General features: G+C 33.5%; 16 protein-coding genes. 6 read left to right on the forward strand and 10 right to left on the reverse strand.

Features of this window, described 5'->3' with window-relative positions:
* Positions 1-51: 51 nt before the first annotated feature.
* Entirely contained in the window at positions 52-2,106 is a 2,055-nt protein-coding gene (locus tag OH814_RS17210) for a M13 family metallopeptidase (protein WP_076561760.1), read from the reverse strand.
* 224 nt (positions 2,107-2,330) lie between these two features.
* Positions 2,331-3,581, reverse strand: coding sequence for a CinA family nicotinamide mononucleotide deamidase-related protein (locus tag OH814_RS17215; protein ID WP_308829013.1), 1,251 nt, complete (start codon positions 3,579-3,581; stop codon positions 2,331-2,333).
* A gap of 113 nt (positions 3,582-3,694) precedes the next feature.
* Between OH814_RS17215 and OH814_RS17220 the strand changes: the two genes are divergently transcribed.
* Positions 3,695-4,171, forward strand: coding sequence for a hypothetical protein (locus OH814_RS17220; protein ID WP_308829014.1), 477 nt, complete (start codon positions 3,695-3,697; stop codon positions 4,169-4,171).
* Between the two features lie 239 nt (positions 4,172-4,410).
* On the opposite strand, the gene OH814_RS17225 is transcribed toward OH814_RS17220, so the two are convergent.
* The 4 genes from OH814_RS17225 to OH814_RS17240 all read right to left on the reverse strand — a co-directional run bounded on the left by OH814_RS17225 (position 4,411) and on the right by OH814_RS17240 (position 8,456).
* Positions 4,411-4,950 carry a lipocalin family protein gene (locus tag OH814_RS17225; RefSeq protein ID WP_308829015.1) on the reverse strand — a complete coding sequence of 180 codons (540 nt, stop codon included), beginning with the start codon at positions 4,948-4,950 and terminating at the stop codon, positions 4,411-4,413.
* 253 nt (positions 4,951-5,203) lie between these two features.
* The gene (locus OH814_RS17230) at positions 5,204-5,938 is read right to left on the reverse strand and encodes a LytTR family DNA-binding domain-containing protein (protein WP_308829016.1); all 735 of its coding nucleotides are present in this window, start codon (positions 5,936-5,938) and stop codon (positions 5,204-5,206) included.
* Between the two features lie 13 nt (positions 5,939-5,951).
* Positions 5,952-6,674: a hypothetical protein gene (locus tag OH814_RS17235; RefSeq protein ID WP_308829017.1), complete on the reverse strand. Its 723-nt coding sequence runs from the start codon at positions 6,672-6,674 to the stop codon at positions 5,952-5,954.
* A 12-nt stretch (positions 6,675-6,686) separates the two neighbouring features.
* On the reverse strand, positions 6,687-8,456 hold the full coding sequence (locus OH814_RS17240; protein WP_308829018.1) for a histidine kinase: 1,770 nt from the start codon (positions 8,454-8,456) through the stop codon (positions 6,687-6,689).
* 131 nt (positions 8,457-8,587) lie between these two features.
* On the opposite strand from OH814_RS17240, the gene OH814_RS17245 reads away from it, so the two are divergent.
* From OH814_RS17245 to OH814_RS17260, 4 genes are all read left to right on the forward strand, one after another.
* A complete protein-coding gene (locus tag OH814_RS17245) occupies positions 8,588-9,544 on the forward strand; it encodes an SIMPL domain-containing protein (protein ID WP_308829019.1) in 957 nt (318 codons plus the stop codon).
* Positions 9,545-9,639: 95 nt separating this feature from the next.
* A complete protein-coding gene (locus tag OH814_RS17250) occupies positions 9,640-10,314 on the forward strand; it encodes an SIMPL domain-containing protein (protein ID WP_308829020.1) in 675 nt (224 codons plus the stop codon).
* A 141-nt stretch (positions 10,315-10,455) separates the two neighbouring features.
* A complete protein-coding gene (locus OH814_RS17255) occupies positions 10,456-12,051 on the forward strand; it encodes a DUF4139 domain-containing protein (RefSeq protein WP_308829021.1) in 1,596 nt (531 codons plus the stop codon).
* A 320-nt stretch (positions 12,052-12,371) separates the two neighbouring features.
* On the forward strand, positions 12,372-13,565 hold the full coding sequence (locus tag OH814_RS17260; RefSeq protein WP_308829022.1) for a hypothetical protein: 1,194 nt from the start codon (positions 12,372-12,374) through the stop codon (positions 13,563-13,565).
* A gap of 251 nt (positions 13,566-13,816) precedes the next feature.
* On the opposite strand, the gene OH814_RS17265 is transcribed toward OH814_RS17260, so the two are convergent.
* The gene (locus OH814_RS17265) at positions 13,817-15,022 is read right to left on the reverse strand and encodes an FAD-binding oxidoreductase (RefSeq protein WP_308829023.1); all 1,206 of its coding nucleotides are present in this window, start codon (positions 15,020-15,022) and stop codon (positions 13,817-13,819) included.
* Between the two features lie 110 nt (positions 15,023-15,132).
* On the opposite strand from OH814_RS17265, the gene OH814_RS17270 reads away from it, so the two are divergent.
* On the forward strand, positions 15,133-15,516 hold the full coding sequence (locus OH814_RS17270; RefSeq protein ID WP_076561772.1) for an STAS/SEC14 domain-containing protein: 384 nt from the start codon (positions 15,133-15,135) through the stop codon (positions 15,514-15,516).
* 29 nt (positions 15,517-15,545) lie between these two features.
* Here OH814_RS17270 and OH814_RS17275 read toward each other — a convergent pair whose 3' ends face one another.
* From OH814_RS17275 to OH814_RS17285, 3 genes are all read right to left on the reverse strand, one after another.
* Positions 15,546-16,748 (reverse strand): MFS transporter, encoded by a 1,203-nt coding sequence (locus OH814_RS17275; protein ID WP_308829024.1) that lies wholly within the window; start codon positions 16,746-16,748, stop codon positions 15,546-15,548.
* A 181-nt stretch (positions 16,749-16,929) separates the two neighbouring features.
* Positions 16,930-17,796, reverse strand: a complete 867-nt coding sequence (gene lipA / locus OH814_RS17280; RefSeq protein ID WP_076561774.1) for a lipoyl synthase — start codon at positions 17,794-17,796, stop codon at positions 16,930-16,932.
* A 173-nt stretch (positions 17,797-17,969) separates the two neighbouring features.
* A complete protein-coding gene (locus OH814_RS17285) occupies positions 17,970-18,530 on the reverse strand; it encodes an RNA polymerase sigma factor (RefSeq protein WP_076561776.1) in 561 nt (186 codons plus the stop codon).
* Between the last annotated feature and the right edge of the window lie 32 nt (positions 18,531-18,562).

Consider the following 18,562-nt stretch of genomic DNA (forward strand, 5'->3'; position numbering starts at 1 on the left):
TGAATAAAAAAACCGCTCATTTCTGAACGGTTTTGATAGTATTGAATATTATTACCAGATTTTAATTCTGTCTTCTGGTTTTTTGTATAGTTTATCACCAGGTTTCACATCAAATGCCTTGTAGAAAGCATCAACGTTTGTCAACGGACCGAAGCTTCTGAAATATCCAGGAGAGTGCGGATCTGTTTTTACTTGATTTACCATATATTTTTCACTTGATAAAGTTCTCCAAACGGTTGCCCAGCTTAGGAAAAATCTCTGATCTTGTGTATAACCGCTGATCATGCCAGGGTTACCTTTATCTTTAAGATACATTTGTAAAGCGTCGTACGCAATGTTTACACCACCAAGATCGGCAATATTTTCACCATTTGTGAACGTACCGTTTACGAAAGTTCCTTTTACAGGCTCGTACTTATCATATTGAGAGGCCAAAGCTTTAGTTGCTTTTTCGAAGTTAGCCTTATCTTCCGGCGTCCACCAATCCACTAAGTTTCCTTCTGCATCAAACTGAGCTCCAGAATCATCAAAACCATGACTCATCTCGTGACCGATAACAGCACCGATTCCTCCAAAATTAACTGCAGCATCAGCTTTAGGATTAAAGAATGGCGGCTGAAGAATTGCAGCAGGGAACACGATCTCGTTATAAACCGGGTTGTAATAAGCGTTTACAGTTTGTGGGGTCATTCCCCATTCTGTTTTGTCAACCGGTTTTCCGATTTTTGCTAAGTCTTTATTGTATTGCCATTCAGAAATATTCTGAAGGTTTGCATATAAATTACCACCTTTAGATTCGGGAACGATATTTAATTTAGAATAATCTTTCCATGTATCAGGATAAGCAACTTTTACCGTAAATTTATTTAGCTTAGCCGTTGCTTTTTCTTTTGTAGTAGCGGACATCCACGCTAAACCGTTGATGTGAACTGCAAAACTTTTCTTTAAATAATCGATCAACTCAACCATCTGAGCTTTTGCTTCAGCCGGGAAGTATTTTTCAACATATAATTTTCCGAAAGCTTCACCCAAAGAACCGTTGATTAACTCATATCCTCTTTTGTTTAAAGCTCTCTGCTCTTGCTGACCTCTTAAATATTTACCATAAAAAGCAAATTTTGCATCTCCTAATTTTTCACTTAAATAAGAAGCGCTTCCATTGATCATGTGGAATTTCAGATAATCTTTAATTACAGGTAATGTTTTGGCATTTACCAATTTATCAAAGTTTTTATAATAATCCAGCTCCCCAATAATCACTCGGTCTGTATCTACCCCAACTTTCTTTAGATAAGCAGGAAGATCTACATTTTTAACCAAAGTTTTAAGTTCAGTCATTGTTTTTGGGTTGTACTGAAGCGTATTATCACGGCTTTGCTCATTCGTTAATAAATGTTTAGCAATACTTTTTTCGTAATCTACAATACCTTTCGCAGCTGCATCAGCGTTTTTGTACCCTAATTCTTTCAGCATAGAAGCTACATACTTTTGGTATTCTGCAAGAGCTTCTGTGTTTTTAGCATCAACTTTCTGATAGTAATCTCTACCCATCCCTAATGAGGCGTCACCAAGGTAAACTGCATTCATATTAGAGTTTTTTAGATCAGAATAAACACCCCATCCGTAGAAATTATTTTCTCCGTCTTTGGTAACTGATGTTAAATAATTCTGAAGATCATTCAGGTTTTTGATTGCATCAATTTTGTTGATGTTTTCCTGAATAGGCTTGATTCCGTCTGCATTTCTCTTCTCCATATTCATGTACGTTGCGTACAAATCCTGGATTTTTTTGCCTTCACTTCCTTCTGCAAATTTATCTTTCAGAAGCGAGTTAAGAATTGTCATCGAATTGTTATCGGTATCATCCGCCAATTTGTTGAAACTTCCCCAAGTTGGTTTATCAGAAGGGATTTTGGCAGTTTTCATCCAAGTTCCGCTTACATAATTATAGAAATCATCCTGTGGACGAACAGATTTATCCATCAAACTGATGTCTAAACCTTTATCTGTTGTAGATGCTGATTGAGTAGATTTAGTCTGAGCGTTCAACGTATTTTGTGAACAAACCCCTGCTAATAAAAACAAAGAAAGCGTTAATTTTTTCATTGTAAATAATAATTTATACAATAAGTATATTTAAATTTAATTTTGTTACGATAAAGTTAATTTATTTTGTGAATTGAATTTTTGGGAAACAATGTGAAATTTTTAAACGCAAAGTTCGCAAAGCTATTTATAAATATTCACTGTTTTAAGGGTCGCAAAGGCGTTTCGCTCAGCAAAATTATAAAGACTTTCTTTATTACAATTTCTTTCGTTTTAAGCTAAGCTTATTTTTTTATTAAAATCCCTACCAAATCCTGAAGAATTTTCTGAGATACGAAAAATGCAAAATCCTGTCGATCTAAATGCGGAAGATGTAGTTTAAAAGATTCAGATTTATTTTTGACTCTGATTGTATAGTAAACAGTTCCCACATCTTTACCATCCTCGCCCTTTCCGGGACCTGCGACTCCAGTTGTAGAAAGTGAAATATCTGTTTTAAATAAATTCTGACAACCTTCTGCCATTTCTCTTGAAACCTCTTCGCTTACTACCGTAAAACGCTCAACGGTGCTTTCAGAAACATGTAAAATATTAATTTTCATTTCCGTTGCATAAGCTACCATTCCACCGATAAAATACTTTGAACTACCCGGATTTGAAGTTAACAAAATAGATAATTCTCCGCCGGTACAACTTTCTGCGGTAGAAATCGTAAGATCTTTTTCGTGTAATATCTCACCTAAAATCTTTTCAATTTTATCTTCTGAAGTCGCAATAATATTTTCACCGATGATAGGAAATAGTTTCTGAATTTGATTTTCGAGCTGAATTTGCAAAAACTGTTCATTTTCTCCGGTTGCTGTCAATCTCAGTTTCACTCTCGTTCCGACGGGAAGATAAGACAAAGCTATATTTTCGGGTAAAGCCAGTTCCCAGTTTTCAATCTGATCTGCCAAAATGCTTTCGGGAATTCCAACCACAGAAACGATGCGTGTAGAAATGTAATTAAGATTAAATTTTTCTTTTAAATAAGGAATAATCTGATCTTTTATCAGAGGTTTTATTTCATACGGAACGCCGGGTAAACTGAAAGACAGTTTTCCATTTTGCTGCATCATCATACAAGGTGCAGTCCCGTAATGATTTTGAAAAACCGTAGATTTTGTAGGCACAAAAGCCTGTTCACGGTTTCTTTCTAGAATTTCTATTCGACCACGTCTTTCCATATAGGCTTTAAGGTGTTCGAAAGTGGGTTCATCCAAAGCAATTTCATCATCAAAAAATTCGGCTAAAGCTTTTTTTGTTTTATCATCTCTCGTTGGCCCCAAACCTCCTGTTGTAATAATCAGGTCTCCAATTTCAAAAGCTGATTTTAAAGTCTCTTTTATTGTTTCTATTTCGTCTGAAATGGTAATGATCTGAGAAACTTTTATCCCTATATTTTTAAGTTCGGTAGCAATAAAATTTGAATTGGTATCAACCGTATTTCCTGAAAGAATTTCGTCACCAATGGTGATAAGAACTGCGTTTTGCATGCGTTTAATTTTGAATAAATCCACTACAAATGACGTGAAAATCTCTGTAGTGAACAAAAGAAAATGATTTTTTATATCTTTGATTTAAACTGTCTGAAACTATAATAAAGATTATGACTAAATATGATGATGCTTCGTGGCATTATGGCGGAGATTTTCCTGAAGGACTTCCCGAAAAAAACGGCGCTACACACACCGGAATGTTTCTTAACTGGTGTATCAACAACAATTTGCATTCTGACGAATTGAAGGAAGATTCACGAAGTGAAATTGAAAATTTGTTAAAACGTGAAATAACCGGTGCAGAATTTATTATCGAATCTATGGACGGAAAATTTTCTGAATATGATCTGAATGACCTGGGAAACAGTTTTGCCAAAGATTATTATGCCGACGAAACCGATTTCGCAGATAAATTCAGCTCATTTGCTACCGATTACATTAATATTTTTGATACTGTAGCAGAAGAAAATGATTTTGAATACGAAACTTTTTATCATATTGAAGATACGTACGAAAATTATGATGTGATGAAACAGATTATCGATTACCGTTTTCAGGAGTGGAAAGAGTATAAAAGCTTAAAATAATTCTCTTTTGTCTTGAAACAAAAGAGACAAAATTCAAGACTTGGAAACTTCCGCTAAAAATTTAGAATTAATCCTAAAATCCCCAAACTTGTGCGAATTCAAAATTAAATCTTTATTTCACAAGGTTTATCGCACTTCGAACAGTGGTAATTTTTTAACGGATTAATTCCAAATTTCTTAACGCTCCATTTTCCTATGTCGATTTTAAGATTGCTTCGTTGTCTAGATTATCGCAATGACTAATCGTGCTTTACCCAAATTAAATCATCGGTATTATAACCTAATTTCTGCGCTTTTGCTAAGAATCTTTCTTTAATACTGTTTGGTATTTCTTTGTTTCGGGATAAAATCCAGATATATTTTGTGCTGTTTCCTACAACTAAAGCATTTTGATAATCATCATCAATATCAATCACATTATAGCCAGCCCAAATAGGTTTGAAAAAGGAAACCTTCAGTCTCGCCTCAGATTTATCATTAACGAATCTTGCTTCTCCGATCGACTCCTTCCATTCTTTCTTTACATAATCATAGCCTCTGTTTTGCACTTTAATTGTTCCGTCGGGATTGAGTGAATAAGTAGCAGTAACATTATCCATATTTTTCTCAAATTTATAATCGAAACGGGCAATTTCGTACCATTTACCAAGATATTTTTCTGAATTAAAATTTTTGACTGCAGTTGCTCCTTTCGGAATCCCAACCGAGCATGAATTTAAGATTAAGAAACCAATAATACCTAATGAAACTGGAATGGCTATTTTCTGAAAAGTTTTCATAATATAAAATTTTGATAATATTAAAATTCAAAAATGATGCCTTAATAAGATTTTAGGATTTAACTGAAAACATGTATTACTATAATTTTGAGATTTGAGAAATTTATTCTTGAATTGTAACCATTAAGGTTTATTAAAAAGTTGAGAAAAGTTAAGTTGAGCTTCGCTTTAAGTATAGATACAATAAAAAAATTATTTGATTTTCTTAATTAAACTAAACACCCTCAATCTTCTTAATGGTTAAAATTAATATTTAAGAAAAAACCTTTAAAAACTGATCTTTAAAACTTCCTGAAACTTCAATTTCGGAGTTATCAGACAAAGTTGCCGTACCGCTTTTATGATAAGATTTTACAAAATTGGTATTGATAATATGCGAACGATGCACCCTTACAAAAGGACTTTCAAGCAAATCATCAAAATGCTTTAAAAACCTGCAAACCATTTTTTTTGAACCGTCTGTAAGATAAACCTGCGTAAAATTTCCATCAGCCTGAAGTCTTATAATATCTTCTGTTTTCACCACGTCAAAACCCTGCAAAGTCGGAAGGATCAATTGTTGTTTTTCGGGTTTTAATTTTAAATTTTCGAGGAGGATTTTGTTTCGGTTTAATTCGTCTTTCTTTTCAATACTTTCTGCAACCTTATTTACCGCCAAAATAAGCTCCTGAATATCAATCGGTTTTAAAATATAATAACTTGCAGATTTATTTAAGGCCTGCAAAGAATATTGAGAAAAAGCAGTAATAAAAATGGTTTCGTAAGAAAATTCTTTCGTTGCTTCCAACACATCAAAAGCATTCCCGAAAGGCATTTCAACATCCAAAAAAACCAGTTGCGGCTGCATTTCTGCGATCAGAGGAACAGCATCTTTTATATTTTCAGCTTCTCCCAGAATCTCGATTTGCGGACAGTATTTTGTGAGGTAATTACTCAGAACTTCTCTTGCAATTTTCTCGTCGTCTACGATTACTGATTTTATTTTCATCTTAATTCAGGTTTTATTTATAAACAGAATTATAAAATTTCAAGGTTTTATAAGAAATTTTTGAAGTTTTATCTTCGGTACATTCTCCATTTACCTTTTTGCTTATTATATGATTACTTTCAGTTTTAATTTTAAGATTGTTAAAACCATTCGTTTTCACTTGATCAACAATAATGACCGAATTATCTTCGTCAAATTCTCCGGAACATTTCATATCCCATTCTCCGCCGTATCTTCTTAGGTTATAGCCATCAAGAACTTTTTTCAAAGTTTTATCTTCAGGATAATACAATGATATATCGGAAGAAGAATAAGGATTGGGATTGCTGCTTCCGTGATAATTTGCAGTAATTCCAAAAGCCCGAATACTGGAATTCAGCTTATAAAGCCCGGTATCTATTGAAAAACCATCTAACATCACTGCATCTGATATAATTTCGGTATCCTCAATATATTTGTTTTTGATTTTCCCCTGATCATCGGTAATTAGTATCGTGTTTTTTACAGTAAATCCGTCATCTTCAAGTTTCCCAAGCAAAACAGGCACTACAATAATATAAGAATTTTCAATATTGGGCATTTTCTTTTCGGTATAGAGTTCATTGTGAACCTCGGAAGAATTAAGTTTTAATTGTTTCAAAACATTTGCAAATCGAACATCATCGTATTGCTGAGCCGACAAAGAAAACGTCATCAATAGCAATAAAAATGCTGCTGTTTTTTTATATAATTCCATCATTTTTTTCTATTAAATTATTATTGAAACCTCAACAAAAACTCCGTTTTCAGAATCTTTTACCGTGCAGACAATATTTTTTTTGTACAAATCATTCAGCAGTCTGATTCTTTCTAAAGTATTTTTCATTCCGCGGCCTTCACGTGTTTTTTGGTGTTCTGTTTTTTGTTTTTTACTTTCTTCTATTCCTATCCCGTTATCTTTAATGGTGATCTTCAGCAAGTCGTTGTTTTTTGTGAATTTTAAACTTAAAAATCCCTTATCAGTTCTGTATCTTAAGCCGTGCCAAACTGCATTTTCTAAAAATGGCTGTATCAACATTCCCGGAACTTTTAGATTTTGCGTATTTAAACTTTCATCCACTTCAATTTCGTAGTCAAATTTATCGGCAAAACGTGTTTTTTCTAAAGCCAGATAATTCTGAAGTAAATCTAATTCCTGCTGAAACGGTATAAAATCTTCACTGGAATTTTCCATAACGCCACGCATTAATTTTGAAAATTTGGTTAAATATTGATTGGCTTCCAGTTCGTTATTGGTTGCAATAAAATGATTGACAGAATTTAAACTGTTAAAAATAAAGTGCGGATTCATCTCACGACGAAGCGACTGCAACGCAATTTTTTTGTTTTTAATCTGAACTTTTTTCAAAGTTCTAAAAATAAAAATTATTAAACCCGTCAGTAAAATCAACACTCCAATTAAACTGTAATTGAAAATATTTTTCTTGCGAATTAGTTCGTCTTTCAATTTCTTTTCTTGCAGAAGTTGAGAAATTTTCTGTTCTGTATCTTCAAGGATTTTATTATCTACCAAACTTCTGTCTTTAGAAACCAGATCAGGTAATTTCCCAAGAAAATCACGATAAAGCAACACAGAAGCATCTGTATTTTCTGAAATATTATAAAGACTGTCAAGTTTTTTTACACTTTTCTGAGCTTCCAAAGTGTGACCTTTCTGTAAAGCAATATCATAAGCATTTTTCAGTAAAACAATTGCTTCCTTCGGATCATTTTTTTTTATGTAAATTTCTGCGAGTTCCTGAATCTGTTCTACTTTTTTCTGAGAATTTTCCTTAACGAAATTTTCTTTTAAAACAGATTTTTTGGCTTCTATTGCTTTGTCAAAATCTTTATTGTCGACATAAAAATTGGTCAGTTTCTGATTGATTGCCAAAGCCTGTTGAGGCGCCTGTTCTTTGGAAATCTGATATGCTGTATTCAGATTTTCCTCCGCTTGCGGAATATTTTTATTTTCAATATTTACATCAGCCATTTGGCTGTAGCTTGCGGCAAGATCTTGTTTATTGTTTTCTTTTTCGCTGATATGAATGTTACTTTGAATAGCTTCAGCTTTATTTTCAGATGCCGGAGAAGAAAGCCTTGAAGCGTCATTGGCATTTAAACTTCTTTTTGATTTAGAATATCCAATTTTTGAAGCCTTTTGGTAATTGCTTTGCGCAGATTTCAGCTTATTCTGATTTTCCTGAGACTGCGCTAATTTTCGGATTACTTTTTCGAGATTTTGCTTGTCATTAAGCTTTTCGTAGATATTTTTAGATTTTATAAAATACTCTTCACTTTTAGAAAAATTTCTATCATTAAAAAATGTTTCGCCGATATTGTAATAAGATTCGGCTTCTGCAGATTCGTTTTTTGTTTCGACTGCTTTTTTCAGTTTTGACGTTTCTGCTACAACTTCCTGCGTCTCCTTACTTTGCGAATAAAGAGTATTCACAGAAATCATCATAAAAACCAACACAAAAAGCCGAACTAAATTCATAAAACAAAGATATACATATATATAGTTTACCCAAAAACTATTCACCAAGTGAAAAGCAAGGTTGACCAAGTTGACTTCAAACAGCTTTTGAAAGACCAATAAGTTTGTGATATAATTTAAACTTAATCATTATGAAAAACATTTTATGCCTGACTTCAGCTTTCTTTTTTCAATTTACTTTTGCACAGTTCTCAGGAAATATTAACTATCAAAATCAAGTGCGTTATCAGGAAAATAATATCAGTATTAATGTTTCTGTAGACAATCACATTGTTATTAGCATAAAAGGTATGGCCAATGTAAAGGCTGATAAATACGTTGCGATTTTTAGTCTGACACAAGTAGCAGAAACAGCGGATGAAGTGAATTCACTGATGGATAAACGTCTAAACACCGCATTAAATCAAATTAAAATTAATAAAGGAATTGAAACGTATGTTGACATGGTTTCTTTTGTGCCGGTCTATCAATATGCGGTAGAGAAAAAGATTTTCAGCCGAAAAACTTACAATGAAGTGCCAACCGGTTTTGAACTTAAAAAAAATCTGCACATTCAATTCTCAGATCCTTCACAGTTGAATGAGTTTATTTCAGTTTTATCAAAAAATGAAATTTATGATCTGGTAAGGGTAGATTATTTTGCAAACAGCCTCGAAACCATCAAAAAAGATTTGATGAATAAAGCAAAAATTGCGCTCCAAGAAAAAGTAAAAAACTATGAAACACTTCTCGGAGAAACTTTTGTAAACAGCGACAAATCAATTAACGATGGATTTCAAACTAAACTTCCGACAGAAATGTACAAATCTTATGAGGCTTACAACAGTTCGTCTCTGGCTTTGACGAAACTGGCAAACGTAAATCAGGCAAATAAATCAACGACCTTGTATTATCAACCGATTTTTGACAAAGAATTCGATTTTGTGATTAATCCCACAATTCTAGAACCCGTTATTCAAGTGATGTATGAAGTGAAATTAGTGATTAATAGAGAGAAAAAAGATGTAAACAAGGAAAGCAAATCTTATATTTTGATAACTCCCAATGGAGAAATGCGAGATTTGAATATTCCTAAATCTAATAAATAAAAACATTCACCAAGTGAAAACCTCAGTTCACCAAGTTTCCAAAATTTCAGTTTCAAATCGTGGTAATTTTACTTTAGAAATTTAAAATAAACAATATGAAACTTAGACACCTTTTATTATTAGGAATCTTTGCAGCAGGAAGTTTGATGAATGCGCAGGAAGTAAAGAAAAATGCAATTGAAGTAACGGGAGTTGCCGAAATGGAAGTAGAACCGGATGAAATCATTTTTAGTATCGGTATAAAAGCCGACAACAAAAATCAATTGGCAGACAGCGAAAAACTTTTATTTGAAACACTGAAAAACAATGGCGTAAAAAATGAAGACATAAAATTTAAATCGATGTACCAGAATTTATATTCGAAAACAACGAAGTTTACCAAGAGTTTTCAGTTTAAAGTAAATGCTAAAACCAATGTGAGTAAGCTTTTTGAAGACCTTAATCAGAAATGGGTAAGCAATCTGAACATTGCAGAAATCAAAAACACAAAAATTGCTGATTTCAGAAAAACGGTTAAAATTAATGCCTTAAAAGCTGCGAAAGAGAAAGCAGATTATCTTTTGGGAAGCATCAATAAAAAGGCCGGAGATGCGATTGAGATTACAGAAATTGAAGATTACATGAGCGATTCGATTCTTCCTGTTGCTTACAGAAGCAAAATGGCGAATGTACAGTTGGAAGCAGCCGATCAAAGTATGGATTATTCGTTCGACAACATCGAAAATATCAAGCTGAAATACAGCATCAAAACAAAATACGAAATTCTTTAGTTTTTTAAGAGGCAGTCAGAAATGGCTGTCTTTTTTTTCGCTTAAAAACTCTCACCAAGTGAAAACCTAAGTTCACCAAGTCTTCAGATTTTCGGTTTCTAATCAAAGTAATTTTACTGTAGAACTTTAAAACAATAAACAATGCGACACTCTATTTTAATACTCATTTTGATGGTTTCGTTTTTTAAATCTCAGGAAATTAAAAAAGAAATCGATGTAAAACAGGCCACTGTATTTCTGCAGGGCGCAAAAGTTTTCGGAAGCACAAACGTTACTCTCCAAAAAGGTAGAAACACCGTAAAAATCATTAATCTTCCGAATGATTTAGATGAAAATACTTACAAAATCAATCTTGAAAAAAACACAACGCTTTTATCAATTACCCCACAAAATAATTATCTCAAAAATGATGAACTGACCGATGGCGAAAAAAAACTGGATGATGAAAGAAAAAAATTTCAGAGACAGGTTAATTTATTGAATATTCAGATTAAAAATCTGACGGGCGAACAAAATATTATTAATGATAATCTTAAAGTTTCAACGAATGATAAATCGACTCCGCAGGAACAGTTGATAAAGCTGACTGAATTTTATAGAAAAAGAATGCTGGAAATCGACAATCAGGTTTTTCTTCTGAACGAACAAAAAACTACGTTTGATGAAAGTATTGCCAAAATCAACAAGCAATTTACCGAAGAACAGACTCATAAAACACAAAACAGAAAAGAATTAATTCTTGAAATTCTCGCCGAAAATGAAATGAATCTGAATCTCGGCGTAAGCTATATCGTTTCTAATGCAGGTTGGATTCCTTCTTATGATTTAAGAGCACAGTCTACAAAAAAACCTTTAGAAATTGTCTACAAAGGAAAAATTTATCAAAAGACCGGACAAGACTGGAACAATATCAAACTTTTTGTGTCCACTTACAGACCTTCTTTCAACCAAAACAGACCTATTTTATCGCCTTTATATGTCGCTGAATATACCGCTTACAATAATGAAGATGCAAAAGTAGGTTATATGCAAAAAGCGAAAGCAGAAATATCAAATTCTTATCAGATGAGAGCAGAAGTTTCTGAACCAAGTCAAATCCCTGTTGCAACGGTTTCGGATAATCAGATGAATATTTTATATGAATTGAATTACAATCAAACCATCGTAAGTCAGGAAAAAGAACAATATGTGATTCTAGATAAGAAAAATGTAGAAGCCAATTATAAATATCACACCGTTCCGAAACTGAACAATCAGGTCTTCTTAATGGCTTTCGTGAAAAACTGGCAGAATTTAAATCTAATTTCAGGTGAAGCGAATATTTATTTTGAAGATAATTATATCGGAAAAACCAATATTACAAGCAATTATATAAAAGACGAGTTCCCAATTTCTCTTGGCATTGATGAAAGAATTGTGGTAAAACGCATCAAACTTGAAGATAAAACAGCTCAAAAATCTTTCAATTCTAATAAATGGGAAACAGAATCTTACGAAATATCCATCAGAAATAATACGAAAGAAAATATTGAACTGGAAGTTTTAGACCAAATTCCATTAAGTGAAAATCAGAAAATTACTGTCAAAACTTTAAACATCGGCGACGGAAATTATGATGACAAAGCCGGAAGTATTCTTTGGAATAGAAAAATCAACAGCGGAGTTTCAGAGAAAATCAATTTCTCTTATGAAGTAAAATATCCGAAGGAAATGCAGATTCAGTATTACAGTCGGTAATTAAGTTTGAGGGTTTGAGAGTCTGAGTGCAGTTGAGAGAGTGCTGAAGGGATGATTTTCTAAAGAACGGGATGAAGTTCTATTAAAAAAGTTATTAATCGCAAAGGCGCAAAGGTTTTAGGAAAAACAAGCTGTTTTTAAGACGCAGAATCACTTCGACTTCGCTCAGTATGACGGAAGATTTTCATTTAGAAATTGCTAATGAATTCTATCGAAGATAAATCCTTGCGGCTTTAAAAGTTTATCAAAATAAAATTGCGTCTTTGCGATTCCGAACAAAAAAGATTTAGTATAAATAAAATTCATCAAAAACATACAATATGAACACATTAAAAGTTTTAACAGTAACAGCAAGCGTATTCGCTTTTTTGAGTGCAGGTGAAATTTCAGATAATCGTTGCAGCAGCAAAGCCAACGATAGAGAAATTGTAGAAAGTAACATTTCAAATCAACGACAAATTTTGGTTTCAAAAGATAATAAAATTCAGGTGGCTTTGCTTTTGGACACTTCCAACAGTATGGATGGCTTAATAGACCAGGCAAAATCAAGACTTTGGAATATCGTCAATACGTTGACCACTTTAAAATACAACGGACAAGCTCCGCAAGTAGAAATTGCTCTTTATGAATATGGAAATGATGATTTAAAAGATGAAAATTACATCAGACAAGTAACTCCGCTTACGCAGGATCTGGATTTGGTTTCAGAAAAACTTTTTGCTCTTAGAACCAATGGCGGAAATGAATATTGTGGAGCCGTAATTCGTGATGCATCATCCAATTTGAAATGGGACGGAAACGAAAAAAGCATGAAACTTATTTACATTGCCGGAAATGAACCTTTTGACCAAGGAAAAATTAGTTATAAAGATGTTATTTCTAAAGCTAAAACCAAAAATATTTACACCAATACAATTTTTTGTGGAAGCCGTGAAGAAGGAATTCAGTCGCATTGGCAAAACGGAGCGAGCTTAGGAGACGGAAAATATTTTAATATCGACAGCGACCAAAAAGTGATTTATATTGAAACGCCTTATGATGTGAAAATTTCGCAGTACAATTCTAAACTGAATGACACTTATATCTCTTACGGACGACGTGGCTCTGAAATGAAAAACAAGCAAACAACTCAAGATTCAAATGCAGAAATGCAATCTGCTTCTAATGCTGTTGAAAGAGCCGTAAGCAAATCAAAGAAAAATGCTTACAAAAATGATCATTGGGATTTGGTGGATAAAGTTGAAAAAGACAAAAGCTACATTTCATCAATAAAAGAGGAGGAATTACCTTCTGAATTAAAAGGTAAAAGCAAAGATGAAATCAAAAAAATTGTAGATCAAAAATCTGCAGACCGAGATAAGATTCAAAAAGAAATTGAAGTTCTTGCTAGAAAAAGACAGGAATTTATCGACGTAGAAACCAAAAAGCGAGGAAATTCTGAAGGTGATGATTTGGGAAAAGCTATTGAAAAATCGATTGTGGAATTGGCGAAAAAGAACGGATATAGTTTTTAGTTTCGGGTTCCGAGATATAGGATTCGAGTTTGAAATTATTTTATTTATTGTTCGAAAGTCCCAAAGGGACGACCTAATAAAGGATAGGATAAAATCCTATCAAAAAAAGTAGCAAAAGAACTGGTCTCAAACATCAGTTCCGTGAAGCAATGATGTAAATGTTAGTATTGTTTATTTTGTTTGGGGGTGTGGCTTTGCCGAATCCCCAAACTTTTTCAGTCAACTTTTAAAACGGAATTTTTAAAGTAAAATTATCTTCCAAATTTAAAATATTCAGAAAGTTGATGTTTTTTATTTTTCATAAAAGCAGAAGCCATTTCCATTCCGGTCACAGAAAAAGTAATTCCGTTTCCGCCAAAACCTAAAACAAAATACGAGTTTTTGAAATTTTCGTGAGTGCCGATATAAGGCAGTCCGTCCTTTGTTTCACCAAACGTTCCAGCCCACACAAAATCAGTGTAAAAATGATAGTCGGGTTGTATTCTTTTTAGGCTTTTCAGAATTTCTTTTTCTTTTTTATTTAACAGAGAATCTCTTTTTTCAGGATCCGAAAAATCTTCATCACCTCCGCCGATTAGTAGTCTTTCGTCGTCTGTAGATCGCATATAAATGTAAGGATGATCGGTATTCCAGACGAGCGTATGTTCAATATTTTTAAATTTATTTTTATCGATTTCTGATACAGCGGCATATGTACTTTTAAGATCTACAAAATCCTCTTTAATCATGGTTTTACTTTCGTAGCCTACACAGTAAATAACTTTTTTGGCCTTAATATTAAAGCCGTCCGTTGTTAATACTAGATTATGATCTCTTAAGTATTTTACAGACTTCATTTCTGTTTTATCGAAAATTTTCAAGCCTTTATTTAAGTTAAATCTCAGCAATTCGTGAGCAAATTTAAAGGCATCTATACTTGCACCTTGTTTAGATAAAATTCCACCGTAGGTATTTTGGAAACCGAATCTTTCTTCAATATCTTCAGCCCCTAACCAAGTCACATCAAATCCAGCTTTTTTTCTCGCAATATATTCCTTTTCAAGCCAGATTGCATCTTTCTTTTTAGAAGCAAAATATAAAGATTGTTTTCTTTTAAAACCAGACCGGGCTTTTATTTCTTTTGCTAATTTTTCAATATCGTCTATAGATTTTGAACAGGCTTTGTAACTTTCTACCGCACCTTTTTCACCAATCATTTCAATCAACTCGTATAGCGGAGTATCAATTTCGTACTGCAACATTGAAGTTGTTGCCGAGGTACTTCCGTTGCAAATTTCACGCTTATCAATTAAAATGGTTTGATATCCGTCTTTTATCATTTGATGGGCAATAAGACTTCCTGTAATACCGCCGCCAATAATAAGAACATCACATTCTTCATCAGATTTCAGGGACGGATAGGAAGATAACAGACCATTTTTCAAAAGCCAGAAAGGTTCGTTAGATTTCAAGTCCATAGAGTTTTTTCAAAATATTAGCAATAATTGAGCCTTAACCATGATGATTATCCAATTATGGTTTAATTATTGATAAAATAAAATCACCAAAACCAATTAAAATATAAATTATGATAACAATACTTAATGATGCTCCGGAAAATGTTGCCGCTTTCAATGCAACAGGTGATGTAACCAAAGAAGATTTTGAGAATCTCGTAATCCCTTATGTGAAGAGTAAAGTAGAACAATTTGATGAATTAAATTACCTTCTTTATCTGGATACTGATCTAGGTAATTTCACGATGGGAGCATGGCTTCAGGATGCACTTTTAGGGATAAAAAACATCACAAAATGGAACCGCGCAGCTATTGTAACAGACAAAGAAGGCGTGCAGAATTTCACAGATATTTTCAGTGTTTTAATGCCTGGAGAATTTAAATCTTTCCCGAAAGAAAATCTTTATAACGCTTTATACTGGTGTCAAAACGGGAACGAAGTTCAAAGCGATTAACAAAAAAGAGAAGCAGTGCTTCTCTTTTTTTATTGGTCACAGGTAGCACATTCTACCGCAATTTCCTTTTCATTTATATTTGGCGATCTGTACAGATAAAAATAAATAATACTAATGCTTAACCCAATAACCGTCATTCCTACTCCTACAAGCGACGGATAATTGTAAGGCAAACCATGTTCTAAAGGAATACCTCCTAAGAAAGCACCCATTGCATTCGCAATATTAAAGGCAGCCTGCATAAAAGCTGCCGCCATCATTTCACTTTTTGGTGCTGCTTTCATCATCATAATATTAATTGGAGCTGCAACTGACATCGATAAAGCTCCACAAATAAATGTTAGCACCAAAGAAATACTTTGATATTCTGAAAGAAAAAATACACCTGATAAAGAACACATCATTAAGAATAACAACAATACACATGTTTTTTCCGGGCCTAATTTATCTGAAAGAAAACCTCCGGCTAAATTTCCTACAACCATTCCGCCACCGGCAAGAATCATAACATACGCCATGTAGCTGCTTTCAATCTTTGAAACAACCGTCATCAACGGCGTAATGTAACTAAACCAAGTGAACAGTCCACCAAAACCGATGGCCGTAATCATTAATACCAACCACGATTGTTTGCCTTTGAGAAATTTTAGTTCCTCTAAAAAATGACTATCTTCTTTTCTTTCCATTGCCGGAAGCCAAAGCTTTAAAGCCAATAAAGTGGTAATCCCAATTACTCCCACAATGGCAAAGTACCAACGCCAGTGAAAAGCATGCCCGATGTAAGTAACTAAAGGAACCATCGCCAAATTAGCGACCGTTAATCCTGTAAACATAAGTGAAATGTATAATGCCTCCTTCCCTTTTCCGGCCATTCTTGATGCGACTACGGTTCCGACTCCGAAAAATGCTCCGTGTGGTAAACCAGACAGAAATCTGATAATTAACATCGAGTTATAATCAGGAGCGATAGCAGACAATGCATTAAAAATAGTGAAGATCACCATCAAAGTAAGCAACACTTTTTTGGGAGGGAATTTTACAGAATATCCAATTAAAATAGGTGCGCCAATTACAACTCCCAAAGCGTACGCCGCAATTAAATGTCCCGCTTGTGGAATGGTAATCTGCAGTGTATTTGCAATATCGGGAAGCAATCCCATAATCGTAAATTCTGTAGTTCCAATGGCCAAGCCACCGATTGCCAATGGCAAAATTCTTTTATCAAACATCATTAATCAATAATTATTTAAAGCAATATTTCCATTGCTTCTTTTAAAAGCACAAAAGTAACTATAATTGGAAAGAAAATGTTGAAAGGTTTGATATAAATTTTATATCAGAACTATAATTAAATCAACTTAACCAATCTTTGAATCAAAAAAATCGCTTCAAAAATTGAAGCGATTTATATTTTTAATGAATATGTTTTTCTGCGTGGTAAGAACTTCTTACAAGAGGCGAACTCTCGACATGTCTGAAACCTAAGCTTCTTGCAAAATCTCCGAATTCATCAAACTCTTCAGGCGTGATAAATTTTTTCACAGGCAAATGCTTTTTAGTCGGCTGCAAATATTGTCCCATCGTAATAACGTCAACATTAGCGTTTCTGATGTCTTCAATAGTCTGGAAAACTTCATCTCTGTTTTCTCCTAAACCAAGCATTAATCCAGTTTTTGTTCTGTTTTGTCCTGCTTCTTTTAAATATCTTAAAACCTCAAGACTTCTCTCATATTTAGCCTGGATTCTTACTTCTCTTGTCAGACGTTTTACCGTTTCCATGTTGTGAGAAATCACTTCCGGAGCAACATCAACCATTCTGTCAAGATGTTTTGTGAGTCCTTGAAAGTCAGGAATTAATGTTTCCATCGTGGTTCCCGGAGAAATTCTTCTTACCGCATTTACAGTTTCACCCCAAAGGATAGATCCCATATCTTTTAAATCATCACGGTCAACAGATGTTAAAACAGCGTGTTTAATTTTCATTAATTTGATTGAACGGGCTACTTTTTCAGGTTCGTCCCAGTTAACATCCATTGGTTTTCCAGTTTTTACACCACAAAATCCACAGCTTCTGGTACAGATATTTCCTAAAATCATGAAAGTTGCCGTTCCTTCTCCCCAACATTCACCCATATTTGGGCAGCTTCCACTTTGGCAAATTGTATTTAATTTATATTTATCTACCAAAGTTCTCAATTCTCTGTAATTCTTTCCGGTAGGAAGTTTTACACGAATCCATTTTGGTTTTTGAACGGTAGTATCTTGAACTAAATTCTCCATTTATCTCTCAAATTGAGGTTCAAAGTTAGTGATTTTTTTATCGACTTCATCTACGATGTAGATTGATGGAAATGATAATTTGTTTTTGCCACGAATGCACGAATGGTTTATTCACTTCCTGCTTAAATTAAAAAATTAGTGCATTCGTGGCAAAAATATTAGTATCTAAAAAACTAGTTATCCTCAAAATCATTATTTTTCAGCAATTCTGCTAAAACTTTTTTCGCTCTCATTACACGAACTTTCGTATTGGCAACAGAAATCCCAAGCTCCTCGGCGATTTCTTTGATGCTTTTTTCTTCAAAGAATCTCAATTTAATAATATCCTGATAATTGCCATCTAAAGATTCGATGGTTTTAATAATCTTTTGCTGCTCTTCGTCAGAAATCATTAACTCTTCAGGAGATTTTGCGTAATGATTTTTTACTTCATCTAAATTTTCTGTAGGATCTTGATTTTCCCGGCTTTTTCTACGCCAGAAATCAATAATTGTATTTTGAGCAATCGTTAGAATCCAGGTTTTAAACTGAAAATGAGGATCGTATAAATCGAGTTTCGATAAAACTTTTGAAAAAACATTGACCGTAATTTCATCTGCATCATTTTCGTCGTGTACTTTTTTCATCACAAAAGAAAAAACGTCTACCCAAAATACATTGATCAGTTTGGTTTGCGCTTTCTGGTCTTTTTCCTTTGCCTTTTGGATGAGAGGAAATAATTGCTCGTCTTTCATTATTAACAAATATAATTGAATTTTGCTAATGA

Source organism: Chryseobacterium sp. CFS15, from assembly GCF_031118795.1.
GTDB lineage: Bacteria > Bacteroidota > Bacteroidia > Flavobacteriales > Weeksellaceae > Chryseobacterium > Chryseobacterium indoltheticum.